Source organism: Paenibacillus sp. FSL H8-0260, from assembly GCF_045040625.1.
In the GTDB taxonomy this organism is placed as follows: Bacteria; Bacillota; Bacilli; order Paenibacillales; family Paenibacillaceae; genus Paenibacillus_AQ; species Paenibacillus_AQ odorifer.
This window is the reverse complement of the sequence record NZ_CP150298.1, coordinates 1,769,725-1,794,664: the sequence shown is the minus strand read 5'-3', so window position 1 is coordinate 1,794,664 and position 24,940 is coordinate 1,769,725. Positions and strand designations below refer to the sequence as shown.

The window sequence follows — 24,940 nt, the reverse complement described above, 5'->3', positions numbered from 1 at the left end:
TCTCTCTCCTCTATTTAAACTTTAATAATACAGAACCATGCTGTGGAAGAGTTTGAGAAATACCTTCGTTAACCACTTCCAAATCGCGGCTTTGCCATAGATCACGTATAGTACTAGGAATTGAACCCTTAAGCTGCTCGAACGACACCTGAAGCGTTAAGGCTTCATCGCTAAGATTAAACAAAGCTACATAGTGGTTACCTTGTTCATCCTCAGATGTCCAGATCGCATGCTCCTCATTTAGCGCTACCTGACTGCCGCCTTTACCATAACGATGCAGATGAAGCACTTCCTTATTGGTCAATAAAGATAATGTCCAATCATCATTGTCCCGAAGTTCTCCTCCAAACATTAACGGGGAGCGGAAAATACTCCATAGTGTCATCATGGTGACCTGCTCGTCATGAGTAAACCGCGTGAACCGGTCTCCCCCGCCATCTACAGAACGAATGCCCAGATGACCTAACGGCAGCATGTCACAATCCGGCCAATGGCCCGGCTGCACATAAGGAGCCCATTTCTCACAGCGCTCAAACATCCCGCGCAGCAAATGCCAATGATCCCAGTAATCATCGGTCATTCTCCAAAGGTTAGCGTGTCCGGCTAAGTGTTCAGCCTCTTCCACTGGAGCAGGTCCAGGCGAAAGACTGAGCACCATCTCGCGACCGCTGCGGTCAATAGCCTTACGGATCATAGCAACTTCTTCTTTGTGATATCCATAAATGCGAGAAGCGGCAATATCATCCACTTTCACATAATCCACACCCCAACTGGCATACAACTGGAACAGCGAGTCATAATACGCCTGACTGCCTTCTTTTGAAGCATCTACTCCATACATGTCCGTATTCCATGGACAAATAGAATTTGGGTGAGCCACATCGCGTGCGGTTTGCTCAGAGCCTAGAATGGCACTGGCCGCATGAGCAGCCTGACGCGGGATTCCGCGCATAATGTGTATGCCGAATTTCAAACCCAATCCATGTACATATTCAGCGAGTGGCGCAAACCCTTTGCCTCCCGCTGCGGAAGGAAACCGGTTCTCAGCAGGTTGAAGTCTGGAGTACTCATCCATAACCAGCGGTACAAAGTTGCGATACTGCGAAGAATTCGCTCCAGGCTCATACCACTGAATATCCACAACTACATATTCCCAACCAAAGTCCTTCAAATGGGTAGCCATATATTCTGCATTGCCTCTTACTTCTTCTTCATTTACACTGGCCCCGTAACAATCCCAACTATTCCAGCCCATCGGGGGCGTAGCAGCTAACAAATTTTGTTTGATGATTTTCACGTCCTTTTCAAAAACTTAGTATTCACTCCCAGCGAGGTGCCAAGGGATAAGGGCAAGTAGAGTCCTGCAATCTTGTTCTTACCTCTACAAGACAGCCACAATAACGGCAAGTGCTACCAAATTGCAGGCCAGAGCAATCTCGGCAATGTTCAATACGCTGCAAATATTGCTCCTCCGGTGCTAAAGGTCTTTCTCTAGTGGCTATTTCTATTAAACGCTCCAATTTTTCTGGGCTTATTCTCATGTTCTCATCACAGCTTTTGCAGCGACGGTTTTTTTCTTGGTTCTCTGACATGATGTTATTCCAGAGTCAAGACTACCACGGAAGCAGGTGGAAGCTCACAGCTGAGCTTTTCACCTAATAAAGACGCACCCTCAAAAGCTACTGGAGTAACTGTATCCGGTGCCTCAAATGTATTGTGCGCTCCCAGCACGGAATGCGTTAAAATCTGACCTGTCACTTTGCTAAAGCTAACCTCTTCAATACCAATACTTAGCGATGCGCTGTCCTTATGGCTCAGGTTACAGAGTGAAACATACACTTTGCCATTCGTATCACGAGATGCAGAAACGCTAATCTGTGGAATTGTAAGCTCCCCAAACGTATAATCAGGACTCTCAATAGTAACTTCAAGCAGTTCATTATCCTGATGCTCTTTGTACATTTCAAATACATGATAGGTAGGCGTTAGAATCATCTTGTCGCCCTCCGTCAGGATAAGAGCCTGCAGTACATTGACCACTTGAGCCAAATTCGCCATTTGCACACGACTGCTATGCTTTTGGAAAATATTCAGCGTTACCCCTGCTACCAATGCATCTCTGAGTGTATTCTGCTGATACAGGAACCCTGGATTCGTACCAGGTTCACTTAAGAACCAAGTTCCCCACTCATCTATAATCATTCCAACCCGCTTATCCGGGTCATATTTATCCATAACCGCTGAATGTTTAGTAATCAATTCATCCATATGCAAGGTTTTTTGCATAGTCTCAAACCATTCGGCTTCGTCAAAACCTAAAGCGTAACGTTTCTCTTCCCAGCTTCCAGGAATCGTATACGAATGAAGACTGAGACCATCCATAAACCGTCCAGCTTCGCGCATTAGCACTTCCGTCCAATTATAATCATCAACGTTGGCGCCACCAGCGATTCTATAGATATGATTTTCACCATAATTGCGCACATATGTCTGGTAACGTCTGTACAAATCTGCATAATATTCTGGACGCATATTGCCGCCGCAGCCCCAGTTCTCATTACCTACACCAAAATACTTCAACTTCCACGGCTCTTCACGCCCATTTTCACGACGCCAGTCCGCCATCGGTGATTCGCCTTCAAAGGTCATATATTCAACCCACTCCGACATCTCCTGAACAGTGCCACTGCCAACATTCCCGCAGATATACGGTTCACAATCCAGCAACTCACATAATTCAAAAAACTCATGCGTCCCAAAATGATTATTCTCGACGACACCGCCCCAGTGCGTATTCACCATCCGCTTACGGGTTTCTTTTGGACCGACGCCATCCTTCCAATGATACTCATCGGCAAAACAGCCCCCCGGCCAACGAAGGACAGGAATATTAACTTTTTTGAGTGCTGCTAGGATGTCATTGCGGAAGCCCTTGGTGTTCGGAATCGGTGAATCTTCCCCCACATAGATCCCGTCATAGATACATCTGCCCAAATGCTCGGCAAAATGACCATATAGATATTTGCTGATCTTATTAATTCCTTTACCTGCATGTAGCTTGATCGTAGTCATCTATTCTCTTCTCCATTCTTTTGCTTACCCCAGATGGAAATTCCATTTTCATTTAATCCAGTAAATACAAGGGTCTGAGTTTCTTTCTCCCAATCCCATGACGGAAGCAATTGCACCTTCTCTATCCGGCCTCTACCCTCGACAACATCATTCCAGACCAAGGTCAGGACTCTGCATCCATCAAAAGACCAGCTTCCCTTTCCATTCGCACCTTCCAGCTTAAAGTCAGAGGATAGACTTATGACGGCAGACTGAATCTGGCCATCCGCTGAGGGGTCCATTACAATCCATTCCCACTGTCCTGCGATTAGCTGTTCTGGAATATCCTGTTCCACTTCACCCGCATACCGTTCTGGAGATACAACAGGCCAGCCATCCTCTGTCCACAGAATTCGACGAACCTGTAAATAGGACCAATGTTTATCGATTTCACCACGTGCATGATGAACTATATAATAGCTGCCATCCTCATGAAGAACTGAGTTATGGCCGGGAGCTATCCAACCTGGATCTTGTCCAAAGCGATAGCCACCCAGTATTTTATTGCCGACCTCATATCGGGGTTGATGCGCACTATCAGTCATATCTCGTCCGTTATAATCCACATATGGGCCGGTAATAGTATCTGCACGAGCGACACGAACGTTATAATCCTCAAACAGGGAGTCATAGGAGACGAACAAATAGTATTTTTTGAATTGCTCGTTATACACTATGTACGGTCCTTCAACTGCTCCATCTTTAATGGTATTATCCCGTTTAGCGATCAGCGTACCAAAACCTTCTTGCTTCGGTTTGCCTGTTTCTGCATTCAGCTCAATGATATGAATTCCACCAAAAAAAGAACCATACACCATCCACATTCGCCCATCTGCATCCGTAAGCACATTGGCATCAATCGCATTCAGTGAATCTTCAGCACGCGTCTGAATCACTAAACCTTCATCGGTCCAAGGTCCCTCAATAGAAGCTGAAGTTTGAAGTCCGATTAGTGATTGTCTACTTCCGAAAGATGAGGCCGAGTAATACATTCGATACTGTTCACCGTATTTCAATACATCGGGTGCCCATAAATTAGTAGCCCCTGCCCATTCCTTCGCAACTTGGGGAATTCCCGGCAGCGCATAATGAACCCATTCCCAATGGATAAGATCCTGTGATTTCCGAACCATTACGCCTGGACGTAATTCTCCTCCGACTCTTATGTCGGTAGAAAAAACATAGTAACCCTCATCTGTTTTAATAATGCCTGGATCATGTGTGTTGTGAATCGTCCATAAAGACTCGATATCAATCACTGATAGATCATACATTGGCATGTTCCCCGGGGAACTTGGAAAGACAAGATCTGATGTTTTTTTTACCATTAAATTATCACCTCAGAAATAGCAACAGATTGAACAGCAATAAATATTAAATTTAAAATGAAAAAATATGTATTCGCTTACAATATAAAATAACATATATAAAAAGCCTTGTAAATATATTTCTATAAACCTTTTTATATTTATATGAAATTAAACTCGAAATAAATGAATTATGGCGAAATAACAGCCTTTTTCTTTAGATTAATTCTTTATATGTTTAAATTTTACTAAATCAAATAAAAATCATGCCAAAAATCCCTCTTATATTCGTACATTCTACAAAATAAGGAAGTATACTTTATTTATATGCCTTATTAGTTTATAATTTTATAAAATAGTATAATTTATGACGTAATCGGAAGAAGGTATTGATAAAATGATTTATATTAAAGATTTAATGAGTGGATTAGAAATTTTTAAGGCACTAAGCTCAGAAATCAGAATTCTCATTTTAGAGCTCCTTGCCACCAATCAAGCCTTGAACCTGAATGAAATTGCCAAGAAACTGAACCTCAGCAACGGCGCCATCACCATGCATATTAAAAAGTTAGAAGAAAGCGGTCTCATTGAGATAAACACATCAGTGGGTAAGCACGGTATTCAAAAGGTCTGCTATTTAAATAAGGACAAGCTTATTGTTGACCTTCGCAGCAAGGATGTTGATAATCTTTACGAAGTAGAAATTCAAGTAGGTCATTACAGCAACTATCAGGCTGTTCCAACTTGTGGACTGGCTACCAAAGACAGCATCATCGGGGATTTCGACGAGCCGCGTTATTTTGCAGATCCGCAGCGAATTGAATCCGAAATTATTTGGATGGCTGAAGGGTTCCTCGAATATAGAATTCCGAACTACCTTAAAGCCAACCAAACGTTCCGCGAAATTCAGTTCTCGATGGAGATCGGCTCTGAAGCTCCTGGGTCTAACGATAACTATCCGTCCGACCTTTATTTCTATTTAAATGGAATTGAAATCGGATTCTGGACTAGCCCTGGCGATTTCGGAGATACCCGGGGAACATTTAACCCCGATTGGTGGCCTCCGCACCTAAACCAATACGGTATGCTGAAGCTGATCCGTATCAATAATGAAGGCAGCTTTATTGATGGCTGTCGGATTTCTGACGTGACCCTTGATGATATCCAATTGGATTACAAAAGTGAACTCACTTTCCGTATCGCAGTAACCGACAAACCTACAAACAAACGCGGACTCACGATTTACGGAAAACATTTCGGCAATTATAGCCAGGACCTACTGGCACGTGTGTTGTATGATGTACATGAAGTTGGAGAGGGCCTCCCTCGTAACGCTGTTATAATAGCAGAGTAACAACCCCACTTGAATAAAAAGACCCTAGATTCAGCTAACGCTGATTTAGGGTCTTTTTGTGCTTCGTATATTTTTTCGATATTGAACCATAATAACTTTGTCTCCCAAACCACCGAGAAGGAGTGTTTCGAATGCGTGAAGGTCTAATTCCCGCTGTTCTTGGAACCGTCGTAACCGCTTCTAGCGCCGCTTTTCTTGGAAGCAAGTATAAGATGGCAGCAACAGGCGTACTTGGATTTGGTCTGGCTCATGTCGTATTGGGTGCCATTGATCTGTTTGAGCATCGGTAAGGATTGGAAGATGCCGGGTGGTATGAACACTGCCCGGTTTATTTTGTATTTCTTATGTTGGCGCAATTACAAGCTGCTCCAACAGATGATGTCATAAAAAAACAGCGCTTCTCCTGATATCGGAGAAGCGCTGTTTATGATTGGGTCACTGGCTGGTTGCTCCAACCTTGTCTCCATCATCTCACGTATCTCACGTGGCTTACGTGGCTTACTGGCTTACGTGGCTTACGTGGCTTACGTGGCTTACGTGGCTTACTGGCTTACGTGGCTTACGCGGCTTACGTGACTTACGCGGCTTACGTGACTTACGTGACTTACGTGGCTTACTGGCTTACGCGGCTTACGTGGCTTACGTGGCTTACGGACCCAGATGACGTTATTTGCATATTTTTAGCTCTTGGAGCATGTTTTCGGACTCCAGTGACGCTATCCATTGGAAAAAGACCAATATTGGACGTTTTTCAAGCCAATAGCTGCAATGGAGTCCGATAGCACCCCAAATATTGGAAAATGCTGCGTATAAGGTCCGCTGGGTCCAATAGCTACTACTAATACGTATATCTGATGGTACTTGTGCATGCATGCGTGATGGGTAGTGAAAACCCACACGCATGCGGCAGCGGTAATGCATGAGCATTCGAGAGCGGGAATCCACACGTTTACGCCGGCGGTGATGCATGAGCATTCGATAGCGGGAATCCACACGTTTACGACAGCGGTAATGCATGAGTATTCGATAGCGGGAACCCACACGCTTCCGCAAAGCGGCAATATATGAGCATTTCAGAGCGAGAACCCACACGCTTCCTCCAGCCGTAATGCATGAGCATTCAATAGCGGCAACCTACTTGTTTCCGGCAGCGTCAACTTATGTGCTTCCAACAGCAGCATTCCACTCGCTTCCCCCAGCAATAAGCTAAAGTCAAAAAAAGGGGCTGTCCCAGCAGCTATTTTCATAGCTTATGGGACAGCCCCTCTTAGCATTTTGAATAATTATTTTATAGCTACATAAAATAATCGTTCAGCATCATCTTCTGCCTCTACCCACTCGAAATCGGCGTAGATCTTCACATCACTAAACCCAGCCTTAAGCAGTTCTTCCTTCATCCAGTTAGGATCGTAGGCGCGCTGAATATGGGTCTCTTCGAATCGGCGATAGCGATCGCTATGTCCGTCTTCACGGGCAAAAATGGACAGATGATGTTCAATTTCGCGGCGTGGAACATCCATCTCACAAGTCCAAATATAAGAAACAGATGGCTCGTCCAGAATAAAGGGCTGTTCTTCTTCATAACGAATTAGTGTGTTTGGATGATGCACATCGAACAGGAAGGTTCCGCCTTGCTTTAACCCTGCATAGGTACTGGCAAAAACAGCGCTGATGTCATCCTCTTCCAACACATAATTCAGACAATCACAAAAGGAAATCACAGAATCCACCAGCTCCGGAAGCTCCCATTCCTTCATGTTTTGTCTAACCCAACGAACACTGCCTTCGCGCAAAAAGCGCCGTCCCTGGGGATGCTCCTCCATTTTGCGCTGTGCCACTGAGAGCATGTCAGAAGATAAATCGATTCCGGTCATATGATATCCTGAACCCGCCAAAGGAATTGTAATACTTCCTGTTCCGCAGCCAAGCTCGGCTACAGTTAACGGTTTGCCGTATTTACTCCATGCGGCTTCAGCAAAGGATATCCAATCTGGATACGGCATATCTGCCATAAGCTCATCGTATACATAAGCAAATTTCCCATAGGAAGACACAATTACACCGCTTTCTATAACAACATTTTATAAATTCCGTCTATTGAATCGTAAGCTTAATCCGTCGTTTCTTCTTGCCCTCCGGTTGTTCCTTCTTCATTATCCTTAGCAACAAGATACGTCCAGTTCTCTTTTTGAGTAATATGGCCTTCCTTCATCAGCTTCCCAAGTGCACGCTTGAAGGCGGATTTACTGATTCCGAACCGTTGTTTGATAATATCTGGCGGCGTAGCATCCGAATAAGGCATCGCTCCACCTGGACGAGCATTTAAGAACTCCAAAAGTGCGGCAGAATCTACATCCATCCCCACTTCTTTACGAAGACCCATAGAAAGGTTAACACGTCCATCTTCACGGATATGAGAGACACGTGCTTCAAACTGCTCACCAAGACGCAGCAGACGGCTCCGCTCCGAGGAATGGACCATACCGATAATCCCAAAGCCTAGCACACCCGCATCCACAAGTACAAAAGTACCCATTTGCAGCGGCTTATACACTCGGGCGGTTACAGTCTGTCCCATCCAAGATTCAGGTGCAGGCAGAGCTAGAGGAGCAAGCTCCTGTTCTCCGGCCAGCTTGGCACGCAGACGCCCCTGTTTATCATGCTCCATGATCGCAAACACATAGTCCCCAACCTGCGGACGCAGCTCTGGAAGCTCTGGAAGCTCACGGATAGGCAGCAGCAACTGACGTCCAAGACCCATCTCCAAAAAGCAGCCCAGACGCGGATGAATATCAGCCACTTCCAATAACGCCATCTCGCCCAGCGTCAGAAATGGTTTTTTCATCGTTGCCGCAAGACGGTCCTCGGTATCAAAGAAAATGAAAACTTCAACTTTATCGCCGGCTTTTACCTTCTCTGTCAGCTCCGTATAATGCAGCATAACATCTTGGTCTCCAGCATTCAGAAAAAATCCGTATGGCGAAACTTCCCGCTCTACATGAAGTGTAACCGTAGTTCCTGCAATCAGGCTCATACAGTCTCCACAACCTTGGCATCGGACCACAGACGCTCGATATTGTAATATTCACGCTCATCGCGGTGGAATATATGAACGATAACATCGCCAAGATCCATCAGCACCCAGCGTGCTGAATCCATGCCTTCAATCCCTTTGATCACTCCGCCTGCTTCATGAACCACTTTACGGACTTCGGTAGCGATCGCCTGTACCTGAATATCCGAGTTACCGTGACATACGATAAAATAATCACTGATTGGTGAAACATTACGTAGATCTAGTGCCACGACGTTCATTGCTTTTTTATCTTCAACAGCCTTAAGGGCCAGTTCTAACAGCTTGCTTGGTTGTACACTCATATTTTATCCTCCAATATTCTAACTAAATCATTACGCGCCAGTACCGTTAAGGGGAAAATCACCCGGCGTTTCTCCAGTAACAAACTAATCGTAGAATCAAACCCAGCGACTAATCCTTCTTCCAAACTTACTTGTGCCTTCTCGCGTATCTTATCAACCCCGGGAAAATCACGCCCAGGCTCGATGTAGTCAGCTAGGCAGACGATCTTTTCAAGTAAACTCATGTCTTCACGGCCTGAGGTATGGAAACGAATCGCATTGATAATATCAGGATCCGTAATCCCATAGTCTTTCTCAGCTACAAAGGCGCCTACTTCCGAATGCCACATCTGCTTGTCATACACCAGAAGATCCAAATTCAATTGATTTTGTTCAATGATCTCCTTCATACGCTCAACCGGCCAATACTTGGCCACATCATGCAGAATTGCTGCTGTCTCTGCACGCTCAGGGTCAGCACCATATTGCTTCGCCAGTTGAATAGATGTCTCCATCACGCCGAGTGTATGCTTCCAGCGCTTATCAGGCATCTGTGCGGAGACCGCTTCAATCAGCGCTTCGCGGCTGTATGCCATACAATCCACTCCTTTGAACATAATCGAACACTGCCTCTGGAACCATATAACGAATAGATTTACCTGCTGCCGCCCGTTCTCTTAACATCGTTGACGAAATATCCACCAGTGGCATATCTGCAAGCAATACCTTCTTTGCTATAAAGTCTGGCAATGCATCTAGATCAAGAGGTGTTCCCGGACGACCCACACCAATAAATGTAAGCCGTTGCACCAGTTCTTCAATCTCGTTCCATTTCGGCAAATACTGGACCATATCCGCTCCAATGATGAAATATAGATCGAAATGCGGATACTCCTCTTGCAGACGTCTTATGGTCTCATAGGTATAGGAGACGCCACCTCTGACCACTTCCCAATCTAATGTGCAAAAAGCTTCGTGATTCTTCACCGCTTCCTGCACCATGGCTAGTCGGTCTTCTCCAGATACACCCGCCTCATGTTTATGAGGAGGGATATGTGAAGGCATAAACCATACCTCTTGCAGCCCATAAGTATCTCTTGCGGCTTCCGCTGCCATCATATGACCGATATGAAGAGGATCAAAGGTACCTCCCATAATTCCAACTTTCAAGAGGACGACCTCCTCGGTAAGGTATACTTACAGCTATTAACGCGGCAGCTCAATGGTTTTGTTATCACGTGATTCTTTGTATAGAACGACAGTCTTACCGATCACTTGCACAAGCTCAGAACCCGATTGTTCAGCCAGAGCAGCGCCAATTTCCTTGGGATTCTCAATATTATTGCTCAGTATACTAATCTTCATAAGCTCGCGCTTCTCAATAGCTTCTTCAATATGGCGTACGAGGTGATCATTTACTCCACCTTTGCCCACTTGAAAAATAGGATCGAGATGGTGCGCCAATGAACGAAGATACCGTGTTTGTTTACCAGTTAACATAAATGAATAACTCCTTAATTAACATATATTATTACCTATTATTACCCTAACTTGATGATTCCATTTCTTACTCATTTCCACCCAAGCAATCGAGAATGGTCTGCCGCATGATTTCCGTAGGTGCAGGCTGCCCTGTCCAATACTCCAGTGCATAAGCTCCCTGATAGACAAACATACCAAGGCCTCCATGAATCGTACAGCCCCGTTCGAGTCCTTCCAACAATAGCCGCGTACGCAGCGGATTATAAATCAGATCGCTTACGACCATTCCTTCACGAAGAAGTCCAGGATCTATCGGTGTCTCATCCATATGAGGATACATACCTACGGAGGTAGTATTGATCAGCACGTCTACACCACTTAGCATTTCTGCTACTTCGTTCATGCTAATCCCGATGACATTCCCTTTGCTCCGGCACTGTGACGCCAAGTCCTCTGCCTTATCAACACTGCGATTAGCAATAATGATTGAAGAAGGCTTCTCCTGAAGTAGTGCGGCAACAATTCCTCTTGCTGCTCCACCGGCCCCGATAACCATAATCTTCACACCAGACAAATCAGAAATAGCTTCCGCTTTGAGCGAACGCACATAACCGATCCCATCCGTATTATATCCGGTGAGCACTCCGTTATCATTAACAATCGTATTGACTGCACCAACGGCTACTGCACTCTCATCTAATACATCCAAATATTGCATCACCGCAACCTTATGCGGAATCGTCACATTCACTCCACGGAAACCAAGCGTACGGATCGCTTGCACCGCATCGCCCAGCTTCTCCGGGCGGATGTGAAGCGGTACATAAGCACCCGGAATTCCCAGCGCTTGCAGCGCTGCTTCATGCATAATTGGAGATTTGGATTGTATAATAGGATCTCCCATTACACCGAGTAGAATATTACCGCTATTGTAGCCTTCGACTGCAGTTGTAGACAATAGATTATCCTCCCTCGTTAAATCATCGAAGGGCGGGTAAGCACCTTCACACCACGCGGAACATGAATGGCCACAACTGCACCTTCAGTCCCATTAACCTTAATCCAGCCCAGACCCGAAATGTATAGATCGGTTCTGCTGCCCCGGTTAATCCGGAACTCATGCCGCTGCCAAGGTGGCAGCTTGTCCATCCGGTCACTTCCCGGTGGAGACAGCATTTCACCGCGATGATCCTGATAGAGGGAATCTGCGCGTTCCAGCTTCGTGCGATGGATTTTTAAAGTACCACTAATAAAGCAAGTGAAGGATTGATGCGGGCCTTGTACGAAATCAAAACGTCCCAATCCACCGAAGAAAAGAGTCTGTCCTTCGTTCAACTGATAGACTGTTGGCTTCAAAGGATTGGCAGGCATAACTGCATCCAGATCCTGACGCTCAACTAATTCACTATAACGCCAAGGATACACAATCCCTGGAGTATCTATAATGTAGTGGCCGTCATCCAATGGAATTTTGACTGTATCGAGTGTTGTGCCAGGGTAACGTGAAGTCGTTAACTCCTGCTCTAAATCGCTATAGTCCGAAATCAGACGATTAATAAGCGTGGATTTGCCCACATTGGTAGCACCTACTACATATACGTCGCGTTGACCGCGCAACTCCGTTACGGCTTCCAGCAAACGGTCAAAACCTTGATTGCGTTTCGCACTGCAAAGTACGATTTCAGCCGTCCGCAAGCCTTCCTCTTTACAGCGCTGCTGCATCCAGTTACGCAACTTGTTCCAGTTTGTAACTTTCGGCAGCAAGTCACATTTATTCACTGCAAGAATAACAGGGTTATTGCCAACAAACCGCTGCAGGCCGGAAATCAGACTGCCTTCGAAATCGAAGATATCGACAATATGAATAACAAGCGCATTCTTCTCTCCTACTCCACTCAGCAGGCGAAGAAATTCATCCTGATTCACCGAAACAGATGAAGCCTCATTATAATTTTTAATCCGGAAACAGCGTTGGCAAATCACCGGGTCCCGTTCAAGTGCAGCCTCCGGAAGGTATCCTGGTTGATCCTTATGCTCCGTCTGAAGCTTGATGCCGCAACCGCTGCACTTCTCAGGACGCTGTGTTTCGCTTTGTTCGTTCATTACTATTTATCCTCCTCGTGCCACAATCCTTTTTTGCGAAGCCGTGTCAGAGCAACCCGCTCTACGCGGCGATTAAACCTTGTGCCGAACCCCTCGTCCTTGACGGAGATTGGCAGTACCAAAACAGTATACAGGCCAAGGCGATTGCCGCCGTATACATCAGTAAGCATTTGGTCTCCCACCACAATCGTTTGTTCAGGGGGCAGCTCCATCTGCTTCATCGCTTTGAGAAAAGGAGCATTACTCGGTTTACGAGCCTGGTGCACAAATTCAATATTAAGCGGTGTTGCAAAGCGGGACACCCGTTCCATGTTATTGTTAGATACGATGATGAGCTTAAAGCCCAGTTCCTTCACCTTTTCGAACCATAACAACAGCTCCGGAGTAGCCACAGGCGCTTTGGCACCGACCAGTGTGTTATCCAGATCCGTGATGATTCCGCGATATCCCTGTCTATACAGCTCGTCCAGAGCAATATCGAATACCGTATTCACCCGGAGTTTGGGAACTAACATTTCAAACAATACGTTCACCTCGATTTCATACAAAAAACTATAACATACTCCTTGCGCATCGCAAATAAATCTGTAGCTATACTTTCACGCAAAGTGTTATTTCTTGGATCTCATTTTTCTCCGCACCCACAAAGCTTCAGTATACACGCTCTGCCAGTCTTTGTCTTCAATAACCTCAGGGCTATATTTCGCCTTTTCGAACATTGTTAGTAGCGAGTGTAGATGATCAGCCACTGCCGGCCGTTCTCCACTCCAGCGATCTACGGCTTCACGTAAAGTTTCGTGTTTTTCTTTTAGCATTCCCTTGCGATGCAAATACCTTACCCAACGCTCAGTTTCCACCACTACTTTCTGATCTGGCGTTAAAGGCCGGCCATTGCGCAGCTGCTGCATGAAGAAGCGAAGCTTAAAGCGTCTATGCCAAACTATAAAAATCGCCCAGGACAGCAACACCACTACAGCTGCCACAACAACCCATAGACCTACATGAAACCCTTGATCTTCTTGTGCGTTATTCACAGGCGCTGGTGTAGGTTCTGCCTGCTCTTCTTGATCTTCTGGCTCGACTTCAGGGGTTTGCTCACTCTGAGTTAGAAGCGGAATATTAAATCCAGGTGTAGCTTCAACTGGAATCCAACCATAATCACCAAAATAAACCTCAGCCCAAGAGTGGGAATCCGCATTGGTAATTGTATAGTTATTATTCACTGTGCCTGATTGCTGTTGTGCCGGATTCATTGGGATTTCAGGCTGTTCCCCAGGTGCGTACCCCTTAACCCATCGTGCAGGGATGTTCAGAGAGCGCGCCATAGTAACCAGTGCCGTAGAATAATAATCACAGTAACCTTCCTTTAACTCAAACAAAAACCCTTCTACAAAATCGTTGCTTGTGACACGTGATATATCTGGATTATTGGTATATGGAAAGGTTTGTTGTAAGTATTGTTGCAAAAGCGCTGTTTTTTCATACGGCGTTTTTCCTTCAGCCGTGATTTCCTCAGCCAGCTCCCTGACTCTTTTAGGAAAATCGTTAGGCAGTTGAAGAAACATTTTCTCCAAATCGTTCCCTTTATATAGCTCCTCATACGTCTTTGTTGTCAATTCTTGAACAGGAATTACAGGAACCTCAGACGTTACCTCAAAAGTAGACGGATAAGCGAGTTTCTTCCCATCCACATCCCAGATCAGCTCGCTGTCTCGGCTTCTCCAGGAGAGTCCATCTCCAGCTTTTTCCCCATTTAAAGAATCCACCGAAGATACTGAATAAGTGCCAAATAGTACGGGAAATTCATTATTATTAAGCACGGTTACTGTTTGTTTCAGTGTTCGTGTATTTACTTTAGAACCCACACTGCTCTCTAAAGCTTCACCTACATCCACCGCTTCTAGAGGTCCCCGATTTAACCGGTCTCTATCGACCCAACCTCTTCCGGAATATAATCTGCGCGTTTCTCCCCGCATATAAATACGCAAATCAGAAACCACTGTCATCACCGGTGTATAATCGAAGGCAAAGCCGCCACCTAGTTGATCATCATTCAGACTATAGCCTGAGGAAGTATTGTTAGTAGGGGAGACAGAACCCATCTCAGATTTCGTGGTCCCAACTGTGCCCTTCCCAGAAGACTTCCCAATCCCATTCCATTCTTGCCAAGCGGTATAAGGATCGGTTAGGGTAGGCCTTACCCCAGGCATATTCACTCCAATTAGGATGACCAAAGAGAAGACGATGGCAATATTAATGACTATTTTCGTGGGATATTTCAACAGATGCACCCAACCACGCGGATAATGAAGCTGGAAACTTCTCAGATGCTGGCTGACCAGCCAGCCCATCCCCGCAAATACCGTCCAGGCTACTTCCTGCCACAAAACAATAGATGTAAAGGAATCCAAGGCAGCCAAGGCCACTATGTTCATTCCTATAAACCATAAAATACGTCTTTTTGAGGATGCCCACCAAGACGACAACAGCAGCAGGGCTGAGGCTCCGAGAGCAAACCAGATATAGGGCACCATATGAACTGCAATATCCTGCAGTCTGTCCGGGAGGGTTGTTGCCCAAGGATCAGCAACGTATATACCATAATTGATAAGTATCCGATAAACGATATAAATAATAGCTGCCGCTTCAATAAAGAGCCTTATTTGAACTTTAACAGGAATTATGATTTCAATAACAGTGATCGTTATTAATGCAGCCCACACAACAGTAGTTGTCTGTCTTAACCAGATAGGCTCTGTATAAGAGACCCACTGGTGGGCTATAATCAAAAGCCACAATAGACCTAAAGAACGGTGCCAGGAGAATTTCATCTGATTCCACCAGTTTCTCATATCAGACTTCCCCTCCTAATACTATGGGAAGCTCTTGCAGTGAGCTAATGCTGTAGCCTGTAATCCCCCGTGATCTTAGAACGTCTGTCCAATCTGTGCTGCTATTCGTTTCTGATAAATTCCCTATATGAATGTGCGACGGAGTCATCCCTCTGCTGTCAGCCCAACGTAGTGCATCCAGTACAGGCTGACCACGTTGAGGACTAATTAGCACGAAGTATGAGCCTTTAGGGAACATACGGTAACCTTTTTCCAAACGGGAAATGAGTGGACCGTGCCCTTCAGCGTTAAGATCGATCAAATATTGAATCATTTTCTGACGCTCAGCAGCGCCTTCAACAGGTGCAAATACCTTGGTGGTTTTATCCAAGCAGCAAAGACCGATCCCAATTCGCTCTCGAATGCCGAATCCAAGTAGTGAGGCTGCGACGGAGACTGCGAGTTCAAATTGATTCGAATTCATATAAGCAGAAGCAGAGCCGTCCAGAACTAGAATGGTCTTGGGAATCGACTCATGCTCGAACTCTTTGGACTTCCACGAGCCTGTCTTTGCCGTTGCATTCCAATGAATGCGTGTTAGGCGATCGCCATATACGTAGTCGCGTACACCGTTAATTTGGGTAGTCTCACGTCGTGATTGAACAACAGAGGTCTGTGGCCCAGAAAGACGGGATTTTCTTTCATATAACTGCCAGCGCGGAACATAGATTGCACGAGGCAACACTTGAAACTGTCCTTCAGCCAAAAAAGTACCTTTATGCTCGACAAGGCCGAAAATATCTTGGCTGATGATATCCGTATCTGAAAATGTGTAAGTGCCCCGTTCCAGTACTGGTGTCTGAAACCGCAGTTCCCCAAGTCCTCTGAGGCTGGGAATCAGACTTTCTTCAAATACCCATGATTCGCCATTATGCCGTTTCAGAACTTCCCTAACAACTACATAAGGTAAAGGCAAAATCCCCGGGATTGTGACCTTCAGACCTACACGAAGATACCCCCCGGCAGAGAGCAAATCTCCCTTATCCTGTTCGGCATAAAAACTGCGAACACCCTTAGCCCGCCGAACGCCTCCTAAACCTCCAGCAATCAGATATGCAATAAGTACAGAGACCATAATAAACAACATAAATGCAGTTTTACCGCCCTGAAATAGTACATATAAGAGCGTAATACTCCAAATTACAAGGATGCTGGCGAACTTAGTAGGCTGAATGCGAGCTGCCACCGTAGACAAATAACGTCTCATATTATTGCCTCATCGTAACAGGCACTTGAATGCTCTGCAGAAGCTTTTGAAGCAGTGAATCTACGCTAACATTATCTAGGCGCGACTCTGGACGCAGCAATATACGATGACCCAAGGCAAATGGAGTAAGCACCTTTACGTCATCTGGAAGCACATAATCTCTTCCCTGTAAGAAAGCATAAGCTTTACAAGCCAGCATAAACGATAACGAAGCTCGTGGACTTGCACCGAGCAATACAAGCGGATGCTCTCTTGTCTGGCGCACAATATCTAACAAGTAATTCAGTACAGGATCACTCATATAAATCTCACGAATCTCCTCCTGGATACTAGCGATCTGCTCCATACTAGTGACAGCCGTAAGCCTGTCCACTGGTTGACCTTCTTGATGGCTCAACAATAGATTTTTTTCGGTTGCTGCATCAGGATAACCAAGACTGATTCTTAGCATAAACCGATCCAACTGAGCTTCCGGCAACGTGTAGGTTCCCTCAAAATCTATCGGATTCTGGGTGGCGCACAACATAAATGGATACGGCAGCGGATAGGTCTCCCCATCTACGGTTACATTTCGTTCCTCCATCACTTCCAGAAGGGCGGATTGTGTCTTTGTGGTGGCTCGGTTAATTTCATCGGCCAGCAGGATATTCGTCATCACTGGACCCGGGCGGAAATGAAACATCTCGTCTCTCGGATGATACACAGATACACCGGTAATATCACTCGGAAGAATATCCGGATTACATTGTATCCGGCGATACTCTCCGGACATTGATCTGGAAAGTGCGCGAATAAGCTGGGTCTTTCCTGTTCCCGGTACATCCTCAATCAGAACATGACCACCGGCAAGCAGCGCTGTTAGCAGCAATTGTATTTCAAATGATTTTCCAAGTATGCAGGATTCTAGATTATTACGGACAGCATTCATGATGTGCATTGATTCTTGACGAACGGGCATATATGATCCTCCTAGGTCAGAATAAGCAGTAATATTTATATTTTACATGATTAGGGGACCCAAAGTACATTGTTGAAGCTTACGAAGTGTAAACAAAGCAAAAACCCGCAGAACACAATGTCCCGCAGGTTCTAATCTAAAGCGCTAAAATCCCATTATCCTTTAGGCCGAACAACCAATGCAGCCAGGAAGGAGAACACAATCGCTGACGAAATCCCTGCGCTCGTGATATCAAAAATCCCTGTAACTACACCGATCCAGCCATCCCGTTCCAGCTCTGTCAATGCCCCATGGACCAAAGAGTTACCGAAGCTTGTGATTGGAATGGTTGCGCCCGCACCCGCAAATTTCACAAGTGGATCGTAGATGCCAAAAGCATCAGCAATCGCTCCGGCTACAACTAATGTACTCATCGTATGTGCAGGTGTCAGCTTCAATACATCAAACATCAGCTGGCCTATAACGCAAATGGCTCCTCCGATCAGAAAAGCCCATAAGTAAATCATCATTAAACTCCACCTCCACTTTCTATAGCAACAGCATGAGCCACACACGGAATGCTCTCTCCCTGCTGGTATGACAATGGGGATAATAAGGCTCCAGTTGCCACAATCAGCACCCGTTTAAGTTCACCTTTTTTAATACGCTTGAGTATATGACCATAAGTCACTACCGCGGAACACCCGCAGCCACTTCCTCCGGCGATCACATACTTCTGTTTCTCCAAATCGTAGATAAGCAAACCGCAATCATCAAAGGTTGTTTGCTCCATTGGAATCCCTTCTTTAGCTAATAAGGTTTTCGCTATGGGCAAGCCTACAGATGCAAGATCACCTGTAACAATTAAGTCATAATGCCCGGGGGATAATCCGGTATCCCGAAAATGCGCAGTGATCGTATCCGCCGCCGCCGGTGCCATCGCTGTTCCCATATTAAAAGGATCTGTCAAACCGAGATCCATTATTCGTCCAAGAGTGGCCGAGACCACTACCGGATTGTTGCCAGTCCCATCATTCTGACCTACTACAGCACAGCCAGAGCCTGTGACCGTATATTGCGCCGTTGGCGGCTTCTGTGAACCGTATTCGGTAGGATAACGAAATTGCTTCTCCACCGTACAGTTATGGCTGGATGTTCCCGCGAGCACGTATTTGCTGCCTCCGGAATCAACGATCATAGAGGCAATCGCAAGGCTCTCCATGGAAGTGGAGCAAGCACCAAACACTCCAAGATAAGGCACACCTAATTTTCTTGCCGCGAAGGAGCTGCTGATAATCTGGTTCATCAAATCTCCGCCAACAAAAAACTCCAGCTTCTCCTTATCCAGGTTTGCATTAATCAGTGCCAGTAGAGAGGCTTTTTCGAAAAGAGCCCGCTCAGCCTTTTCCCATGTTTTTTCACCCATTTCCAAGGAATCAAATATAAAATCAAAATCTGACGTTAATGGACCCTCTCCCTCTTCAGGACCCACTACAGCGGAAGAGCCTAAAATAACGGGACGGCTCGTGAACTCCCAAGTCTGACTGCCAAGCTGTTTCATGTATGTGCACCTCCGCCAACGCCTAAAAAGAGATAAACGATACCAATTATGAAAGCAGCAACGGCACCAAATACGATGACTGAACCCGCCAGCTTGAACATATTGCCGCCCACACCGAGCACAAGTCCTTCCGCACGATGTTCAAGAGCTGCTGAGCACATGCTGTTCGCAAATCCAGTAACCGGAACCGCAGTTCCTGCACCGGCCCATTGGGCCAGTTTGTCATACACGCCAAAGCTGGTCAGGATTACAGAGAGTAGAATCATCGTCGCTACAGTCGGACTTGCGGCTTCTTTGGAAGTCATATCGAATATTGCCATATAAGCCTCCTGAATCCCTTGTCCAATTACACAGATTAGGCCGCCAGCAAGAAATGCTCGCACACAGTTTTTGAATACGGGCCTAGCGGGTACAAAGGGCTTGGACAATTTCTCGTAATCTTGCGGGGTCAGGGTATCAAGCTTCAGCTTGACACCCGATTTTTTCGTTTTCGCCGGCATTGAGGGCACCTCCTGAAAGTTAGGCGAAGGGGGCTGACAAGCATCATAGTAGTACTCACTTTGAGCCCCTCAAGTTGTTTCTTCGCTTAGAAGTTTTCCTTATTGTTTGCCATACCCCGCTTCGTTATGTCCCTCCAATTCAGGAAAAATACAGTAACACAACTATCAGCAGCAAGAACAGCACAAGAATAAGCACTGCTTCCTTTTCCAGAGAGTTGTGGCGCCAGTAACGTCTGCGCGCTCCGCTAACCTTTAGGTTTCTTTTGGAGTATCCTCCCTGCACCCTTCTTTTGGGTACACTACCTGCTACCCTCATTTCCTTCGCATCCTTTCTAAAGCTCCTGCCACCAGAGCCCCTATTGCATTGTATTCGCGGAGCGTTCGCCGGGTGTTCATTTGTCTCTTTAGCATGGACAAGTGAGCTCACAATGTTCATACTAAGTGGCAGGAAGAAATAACGTTGTCGTCCATTTTGAATGGCAACCGTTTCTCGTAGAACTATAAGGATGATGCAAAACGCAAAGCTTATACGTCCTTATATTTTAATAAAGGAGTGATTTCAAATGAATCAAGAAACATTGGATCTATTCAAAACACTTACCGAATTCCCTGCAGCCCCGGGTTTTGAGCGCGAACTCCGCGCTTACGTCAAGGATGCTATGACACCTTATACCGAAGAGTTCGTGCAGGATCGTCTCGGAAGTCTGTTCGGCGTCTTGCGCGGTGAGGAAAACGGGCCAAAAATTATGGTCGCTGGACATTTTGACGAAGTGGGCTTTATGGTCACCGGAATTACTAACACCGGGATGATTCGTTTTCAACCGCTAGGCGGATGGCTTGCTTCTGCTGTTGCTTCCCAGCGTCTCCAAATCATTACACCAAAAGGCACATTGACCGGTGTTGTTGGCAGCACGCCTATCCACCTACTAAGCGCAGAAGAACGCGGCAAGACGGGCGAAATTAGCAAAATGTATATTGATATCGGTGCAGACAGCCGTGAAGAAGCAGAAAGCTTTGGCGTCAGACCAGGTCAACAAATACTACCGATCTGTCCGTTCACCCCGCTTGCCAACCCTAAAAAAATCATGGCTAAAGCGTGGGACAACCGTTATGGCGTAGGTCTCGCCATTGAGCTGGTTAAATCATTACACGGAAAAAAACTGCCTAATACTGTTTATGCTGGTGCTACCGTACAAGAGGAAGTCGGACTTCGTGGAGCACGTACAGCCGCTAATCTTCTGTCCCCAGACATTTTCTTCGGCTTGGATGCGAGCGCTGCTGCCGATATGACCGGTGATAGCCAAGCCTTTGGCCATTTGGGTAAAGGCGCTCTACTGCGCATTTATGATCCTACGATGGTTACACATCGCGGCTTAATCGAATATGTACAAGACACAGCGGATACTCACAAGATCAAATACCAGTATTTTGTCTCCCAAGGTGGAACAGATGCAGGTCAGGTTCATGTAAGTGGCATCGGCGTTCCTTCCGCAGTCATCGGAATATGCTCCCGCTACATTCATACTGCTTCATCAGTTATTCATAGCGATGACTACGAAGCTGCTAAAGAGCTGTTAGTTAAACTGGTAGAAGGCCTCGACCGCACTACACTGCAAACGATTATTGAGAACAGCTAAGTTCTTATTTTTAAAAGAGCAGCGATCCTTTTTGAAGGATTGCTGCTCTTTTTTGGGTCGGGGCTTACGACCTGTGTCACTTGCGCCCCAGTGGTGTTTACAAACCCCGATATTACTTTTAAAAACCAATTGTGCTTATGCTCATGAACCCCGTTGCCCGCTGATCCCGCCATTGGTACTACGACGAATCCATGATGCTTACGAACCCACGTTGTTTATTATTTACGCTCCCGATGTTGCTTCGGACTCAGATGACGCTATTTGCTAATTTAGAGCCTTTTGAGTAAGTTTCCGGACTCCAGTGACACTATTCCAGAGAAACGGGCTCATAATCGGTGTCATTTATGCTAATAGCGACTATGGTGTCCGATATTCCTCCAAAAGTGGCATAATTCTGCGTTTAAGATCATCTGTGTCCTATAGAGACTCCCCCTTATCTCTTTTCATATAAAAAAGCCCGCCTCAACGGCGAGCTCTTTGACAGCTATATCAACTCATATCCAGCGGCACTTTCCACGAAGGTATCGGGAAAGCCTCATCCAGCTTCCATCTTTCTTCTTCACTCAGCGTAATTAAACCTGCAGCAGCATTCTCAATTACATGCTCACGTGAAGAAGCTTTCGGAATCGTAATGATGTCCTCCTCGCGGATCGTCCAAGCTAACATAATTTGTAGTGGTGTTGCGTTATGAATACGGGCAATTTCCTGAACTGCCTCACTTTCGATAACCCCTTTGCGGAGCGCGCCTGCTTGTGCAAGCGGAGAGTACGCCATTACGGGCATGCGGTGACTTTTCTGCCATGGCAGCAATTCAGCTTCGATGCCTCTCGACCCTAAATGATACAGCACCTGATTCATAGCACAGTGAGTTCCCCCAGCTATACTAAGCAGCTCTTTCATATCGTCAACATCAAGGTTCGATACACCCCATCTTGCTATTTTACCTTGAGAGACCAGTTTCTCCATGCCTTCCACAGTCACTTCAAGCGGAATATCTCCCCGCCAGTGCAGTAAATAGAGATCCAGATGATCCGTATTCAGTCGTTGCAAGCTTTCTTCACAGCTGCGAATAAGATTCTCGTTGCCGGCATTATGTGGGTATACTTTGGATACCAGAAAAACGTCATCCCGAATACCTTTAATAGCATCACCTACTAAAAGCTCTGAGTTTCCTTCCCCATACATCTCCGCCGTATCTATCAAATCCATGCCTAATTCCACGCCTAATCTAAGAGCAGCAATTTCTTCCTCTCTACGGGAAGCATCATCACCCATATTCCAAGTTCCCTGTCCTATTCTAGGCACAGAGGTACCGTCTGGAAGCAGCATGCGGTTAGCTCGGTTCACTTTCACAATTTCAGCCAAATGCTCGATTGAATCCTTAGTCATTGTAAAAATCTCCTTACCGATAAATTGTATACTTACTTTATACGACCTTTATGACCCTTTCGAAACATCTGAATCGTGTCTAATTTATAACTTATCTTTCCTTTAGGAGAGAAAAAGCAACAAATTGATTGCTAACTACGCTATCAACTTCAGCCCCACTGCGGCTCCCAGTATCATAAAAATACAGATAACCCGCCGCCAGTCTTTGGCCTCCCCATATAAAAGCATCCCCAAAATTGCTCCACCGGATGCACCGATCCCCGTCCATACCGCATAAGCTGTGCCCATAGGCAAACTTTTCATTGCAAATGATAGAAAAAGAAAACTTCCTCCAAAACCAAGGAAGAGCAGCAAAAACGACTGCAGATTCCGGTATTTATTCAACCTGTTGATCATAGCCACTCCGAACATTTCAAACAATCCAGCAACAACCAAAAATGCCCATGCCATTTAAGACTCCCCCTTTATTTCAGTTTCTTTGATATCTTTGGTTTCGTTAGTTACCATTTTCAGACCTATAACTCCTGCCAGCAAAATAACCACCAGTACCAGCTTCATTAGCTTGAAGGGTTCACCGAATAAAACCATGTCCGCAATGACTGTTCCTGCCGTCCCCAGCCCAACAAATACAGAATATACGGTACCCACCGGTAATTTACTGCTTGCTGAAATAATGACATAGAAACTTATGATTATGGCTACAACTGTGATCAGCCACTCCCACACGCTTGAAGCATGCTTTAAACCTATGACCCACATGACTTCGAAAATCGCAGCGCCAACTACCTTCAGCCACTCTGAATTCTTTTTCATTTCAAGCCCTCCTTCAATTCTCCATAACTTATGATTGCCCACGGACAAACAAATAAGCCCGGAAGGTCATCGCCAAATGGCGATACCTCCCGGGCTTTTATCCCTCCGTGTAGACACAAACTTAATGTTCGTGCGTTTTCCCTCGGACCAGACCAGCTGTGCACCCGCTGCGGAACCCTAGAAAACAAATAAATGATTAAGTTACATCGTATGGTAGCAAATCGGGCGTATAAAAGCAACCTTTTTTCTATTACTAGCGTAATTAAATCACAGTATAAAATTCCATAAAATTATAAAATAGATATAAATTTCATTCGATTATCTAGGAAAAGAGGTTAATTCATGTTTCTTTCCAGACATTTTAACTGCGTCCCTCTAGTGGAAGGCATTTATTGCCTTGAAGCGAAGGAGCAAGGCGGAGCCATGAGTAATGCCGGTTTGATAGATATGGGTGATTACACATTAATCTTTGATACATTCAACACTCCACAAGCTGGCAAAGATCTTAGGGATGCCGCTCTGTATTATTTTAATAAACCTATCAAATACATCGTCAACAGCCATTGGCATGGAGACCACGTTAGAGGGAACCAATTCTTCTCGGATGAAGTAATCATATCCTCCAGTAGAACTAGAGAGCTCATGATAAAAACTCAACCAGACTGGCTTGCCCGAATGAAGAAACTGCTTCCTAATCTTGAAGAAGATCTTACGAAGCTTAATACATCTCTCGAGCTCGAACTGAACGATTCCAAAAAACGAGAGCTCCTTTCGCAAATAGGTTATTTACAAGAAATCAAAGAGTCTATACTAACGCTTGAAGTAACCCTTCCCCAACTAACTTATGACCGCAAAATGACTATACATGGCTCGGCAAGGACCGTTGAACTCCTATCGGTGGGTACTGCCCATACGGAATGCGATTCTATTCTATTTTCTCCATCCGATTCTTTAGCTTTTGTTGGAGATATTGTCGCAGTTGATAATCATCCATTATTAGTAGACGGTAATCCCTTATCCTGGTTGGAGGCACTTACTTATGTCGAGCGCTTAGATGTGAACATAATTGTTCCCGGCCATGGGCCCGTTACTCAAAAACATTATCTACAGCAAATAAAACGGTATATAAATGATATAATCCATATTAGCGAATCATTGATACGCGAAGACATGAATGTGAATGTGAACCATATAGAAATTCCCGAGCCTTATCTGGGCTGGAATTATGGGAGTATTTTTTACAGAAATCTTGAGTTTTTGGCGAAAGCAGCTAGTAACTAATTTTTGGAGT

Annotated in this window: 29 protein-coding genes and 1 riboswitch; of the genes, 5 read left to right on the top strand and 24 right to left on the bottom strand. The window is 45.5% G+C overall.

Annotated features, from left to right (window positions below; translation table 11 throughout):
- Positions 1-10: 10 nt before the first annotated feature.
- Genes MHI51_RS07785 through MHI51_RS07770 form a run of 4 tightly spaced genes read right to left on the bottom strand, consistent with a single transcriptional unit; the run spans position 11 to position 4,391 of the window.
- The gene (locus MHI51_RS07785; protein WP_405174046.1) at positions 11-1,288 is read right to left on the bottom strand and encodes a glycoside hydrolase family 27 protein; all 1,278 of its coding nucleotides are present in this window, start codon (positions 1,286-1,288) and stop codon (positions 11-13) included.
- A 31-nt stretch (positions 1,289-1,319) separates the two neighbouring features.
- Positions 1,320-1,592: a DUF6171 family protein gene (locus tag MHI51_RS07780; RefSeq protein WP_076125168.1), complete on the bottom strand. Its 273-nt coding sequence runs from the start codon at positions 1,590-1,592 to the stop codon at positions 1,320-1,322.
- A gap of 4 nt (positions 1,593-1,596) precedes the next feature.
- Positions 1,597-3,072 (bottom strand): alpha-N-arabinofuranosidase, encoded by a 1,476-nt coding sequence (locus MHI51_RS07775; protein ID WP_076220435.1) that lies wholly within the window; start codon positions 3,070-3,072, stop codon positions 1,597-1,599.
- Positions 3,069-4,391, bottom strand: a complete 1,323-nt coding sequence (locus MHI51_RS07770; protein ID WP_405174045.1) for an arabinan endo-1,5-alpha-L-arabinosidase — start codon at positions 4,389-4,391, stop codon at positions 3,069-3,071. The genes MHI51_RS07775 and MHI51_RS07770 overlap by 4 nt, the downstream gene beginning before the upstream one ends.
- 424 nt (positions 4,392-4,815) lie before the next feature.
- Between MHI51_RS07770 and MHI51_RS07765 the strand changes: the two genes are divergently transcribed.
- The 3 genes from MHI51_RS07765 (at position 4,816) to MHI51_RS07755 (ending at position 6,348) form a co-directional block, all read left to right on the top strand.
- On the top strand, positions 4,816-5,772 hold the full coding sequence (locus MHI51_RS07765; RefSeq protein WP_036675692.1) for a transcriptional regulator: 957 nt from the start codon (positions 4,816-4,818) through the stop codon (positions 5,770-5,772).
- A gap of 131 nt (positions 5,773-5,903) precedes the next feature.
- Positions 5,904-6,062, top strand: a complete 159-nt coding sequence (locus tag MHI51_RS07760) for a hypothetical protein (protein WP_036675694.1) — start codon at positions 5,904-5,906, stop codon at positions 6,060-6,062.
- Between the two features lie 136 nt (positions 6,063-6,198).
- The gene (locus MHI51_RS07755) at positions 6,199-6,348 is read left to right on the top strand and encodes a hypothetical protein (RefSeq protein WP_405173743.1); all 150 of its coding nucleotides are present in this window, start codon (positions 6,199-6,201) and stop codon (positions 6,346-6,348) included.
- A 497-nt stretch (positions 6,349-6,845) separates the two neighbouring features.
- Here the strand turns inward: MHI51_RS07755 and MHI51_RS07750 are convergent, their stop codons facing one another.
- From MHI51_RS07750 to MHI51_RS07670, 17 genes are all read right to left on the bottom strand, one after another.
- On the bottom strand, positions 6,846-7,019 hold the full coding sequence (locus tag MHI51_RS07750; RefSeq protein ID WP_405173742.1) for a hypothetical protein: 174 nt from the start codon (positions 7,017-7,019) through the stop codon (positions 6,846-6,848).
- Positions 7,020-7,055: 36 nt separating this feature from the next.
- Complete coding sequence (locus MHI51_RS07745; RefSeq protein ID WP_076220669.1) at positions 7,056-7,826, bottom strand: class I SAM-dependent methyltransferase; 771 nt, start codon at positions 7,824-7,826, stop codon at positions 7,056-7,058.
- Positions 7,827-7,882: 56 nt separating this feature from the next.
- The gene (locus tag MHI51_RS07740; RefSeq protein WP_076220668.1) at positions 7,883-8,806 is read right to left on the bottom strand and encodes a S1 RNA-binding domain-containing protein; all 924 of its coding nucleotides are present in this window, start codon (positions 8,804-8,806) and stop codon (positions 7,883-7,885) included.
- The gene (gene rsfS, locus MHI51_RS07735; protein WP_036675699.1) at positions 8,803-9,150 is read right to left on the bottom strand and encodes a ribosome silencing factor; all 348 of its coding nucleotides are present in this window, start codon (positions 9,148-9,150) and stop codon (positions 8,803-8,805) included. The genes MHI51_RS07740 and rsfS overlap by 4 nt, the downstream gene beginning before the upstream one ends.
- The gene (gene yqeK, locus MHI51_RS07730) at positions 9,147-9,725 is read right to left on the bottom strand and encodes a bis(5'-nucleosyl)-tetraphosphatase (symmetrical) YqeK (protein ID WP_076125176.1); all 579 of its coding nucleotides are present in this window, start codon (positions 9,723-9,725) and stop codon (positions 9,147-9,149) included. The genes rsfS and yqeK overlap by 4 nt, the downstream gene beginning before the upstream one ends.
- Complete coding sequence (locus MHI51_RS07725) at positions 9,697-10,299, bottom strand: nicotinate-nucleotide adenylyltransferase (protein WP_076138319.1); 603 nt, start codon at positions 10,297-10,299, stop codon at positions 9,697-9,699. Before MHI51_RS07725 ends, yqeK begins: the two co-directional genes overlap by 29 nt.
- A gap of 36 nt (positions 10,300-10,335) precedes the next feature.
- Positions 10,336-10,629 (bottom strand): ribosome assembly RNA-binding protein YhbY, encoded by a 294-nt coding sequence (gene yhbY / locus MHI51_RS07720; protein WP_036675703.1) that lies wholly within the window; start codon positions 10,627-10,629, stop codon positions 10,336-10,338.
- 67 nt (positions 10,630-10,696) lie between these two features.
- On the bottom strand, positions 10,697-11,515 hold the full coding sequence (gene aroE / locus MHI51_RS07715) for a shikimate dehydrogenase (RefSeq protein ID WP_081387649.1): 819 nt from the start codon (positions 11,513-11,515) through the stop codon (positions 10,697-10,699).
- Positions 11,516-11,586: 71 nt separating this feature from the next.
- A complete protein-coding gene (gene yqeH, locus MHI51_RS07710; RefSeq protein WP_076277850.1) occupies positions 11,587-12,714 on the bottom strand; it encodes a ribosome biogenesis GTPase YqeH in 1,128 nt (375 codons plus the stop codon).
- Between the two features lie 2 nt (positions 12,715-12,716).
- Entirely contained in the window at positions 12,717-13,238 is a 522-nt protein-coding gene (locus tag MHI51_RS07705; RefSeq protein WP_036675921.1) for a YqeG family HAD IIIA-type phosphatase, read from the bottom strand.
- Positions 13,239-13,325: 87 nt separating this feature from the next.
- Positions 13,326-15,566 (bottom strand): DUF4129 domain-containing transglutaminase family protein, encoded by a 2,241-nt coding sequence (locus MHI51_RS07700; protein WP_405173741.1) that lies wholly within the window; start codon positions 15,564-15,566, stop codon positions 13,326-13,328.
- 1 nt (position 15,567) lies between these two features.
- A complete protein-coding gene (locus MHI51_RS07695; protein ID WP_076104720.1) occupies positions 15,568-16,812 on the bottom strand; it encodes a DUF58 domain-containing protein in 1,245 nt (414 codons plus the stop codon).
- Between the two features lies 1 nt (position 16,813).
- The gene (locus tag MHI51_RS07690; protein ID WP_405173740.1) at positions 16,814-17,770 is read right to left on the bottom strand and encodes an AAA family ATPase; all 957 of its coding nucleotides are present in this window, start codon (positions 17,768-17,770) and stop codon (positions 16,814-16,816) included.
- Between the two features lie 155 nt (positions 17,771-17,925).
- Complete coding sequence (gene spoVAE / locus MHI51_RS07685; RefSeq protein ID WP_036675923.1) at positions 17,926-18,276, bottom strand: stage V sporulation protein AE; 351 nt, start codon at positions 18,274-18,276, stop codon at positions 17,926-17,928.
- A gap of 2 nt (positions 18,277-18,278) precedes the next feature.
- Positions 18,279-19,310, bottom strand: coding sequence for a stage V sporulation protein AD (gene spoVAD, locus MHI51_RS07680; protein WP_036675714.1), 1,032 nt, complete (start codon positions 19,308-19,310; stop codon positions 18,279-18,281).
- Complete coding sequence (spoVAC, locus tag MHI51_RS07675; protein WP_076125192.1) at positions 19,307-19,810, bottom strand: stage V sporulation protein AC; 504 nt, start codon at positions 19,808-19,810, stop codon at positions 19,307-19,309. Before spoVAC ends, spoVAD begins: the two co-directional genes overlap by 4 nt.
- 139 nt (positions 19,811-19,949) lie before the next feature.
- Positions 19,950-20,126 (bottom strand): hypothetical protein, encoded by a 177-nt coding sequence (locus tag MHI51_RS07670; protein WP_155288103.1) that lies wholly within the window; start codon positions 20,124-20,126, stop codon positions 19,950-19,952.
- 247 nt (positions 20,127-20,373) lie between these two features.
- Between MHI51_RS07670 and MHI51_RS07665 the strand changes: the two genes are divergently transcribed.
- Positions 20,374-21,447, top strand: a complete 1,074-nt coding sequence (locus tag MHI51_RS07665) for a M42 family metallopeptidase (protein ID WP_076185305.1) — start codon at positions 20,374-20,376, stop codon at positions 21,445-21,447.
- 489 nt (positions 21,448-21,936) lie between these two features.
- Here the strand turns inward: MHI51_RS07665 and MHI51_RS07660 are convergent, their stop codons facing one another.
- The 3 genes from MHI51_RS07660 to MHI51_RS07650 all read right to left on the bottom strand — a co-directional run bounded on the left by MHI51_RS07660 (position 21,937) and on the right by MHI51_RS07650 (position 23,649).
- Positions 21,937-22,776, bottom strand: a complete 840-nt coding sequence (locus MHI51_RS07660) for an aldo/keto reductase (protein ID WP_217696910.1) — start codon at positions 22,774-22,776, stop codon at positions 21,937-21,939.
- 195 nt (positions 22,777-22,971) lie between these two features.
- Positions 22,972-23,286, bottom strand: a complete 315-nt coding sequence (locus MHI51_RS07655) for a multidrug efflux SMR transporter (protein WP_076125196.1) — start codon at positions 23,284-23,286, stop codon at positions 22,972-22,974.
- Positions 23,287-23,649: a multidrug efflux SMR transporter gene (locus MHI51_RS07650; RefSeq protein ID WP_036675723.1), complete on the bottom strand. Its 363-nt coding sequence runs from the start codon at positions 23,647-23,649 to the stop codon at positions 23,287-23,289. It lies immediately after the preceding gene.
- Between the two features lie 84 nt (positions 23,650-23,733).
- Positions 23,734-23,841, bottom strand: a riboswitch (guanidine-I (ykkC/yxkD leader).
- A 150-nt stretch (positions 23,842-23,991) separates the two neighbouring features.
- Here MHI51_RS07650 and MHI51_RS07645 point away from each other — a divergent pair.
- Positions 23,992-24,930 carry an MBL fold metallo-hydrolase gene (locus MHI51_RS07645; RefSeq protein WP_076277852.1) on the top strand — a complete coding sequence of 313 codons (939 nt, stop codon included), beginning with the start codon at positions 23,992-23,994 and terminating at the stop codon, positions 24,928-24,930.
- Positions 24,931-24,940: the final 10 nt, after the last annotated feature.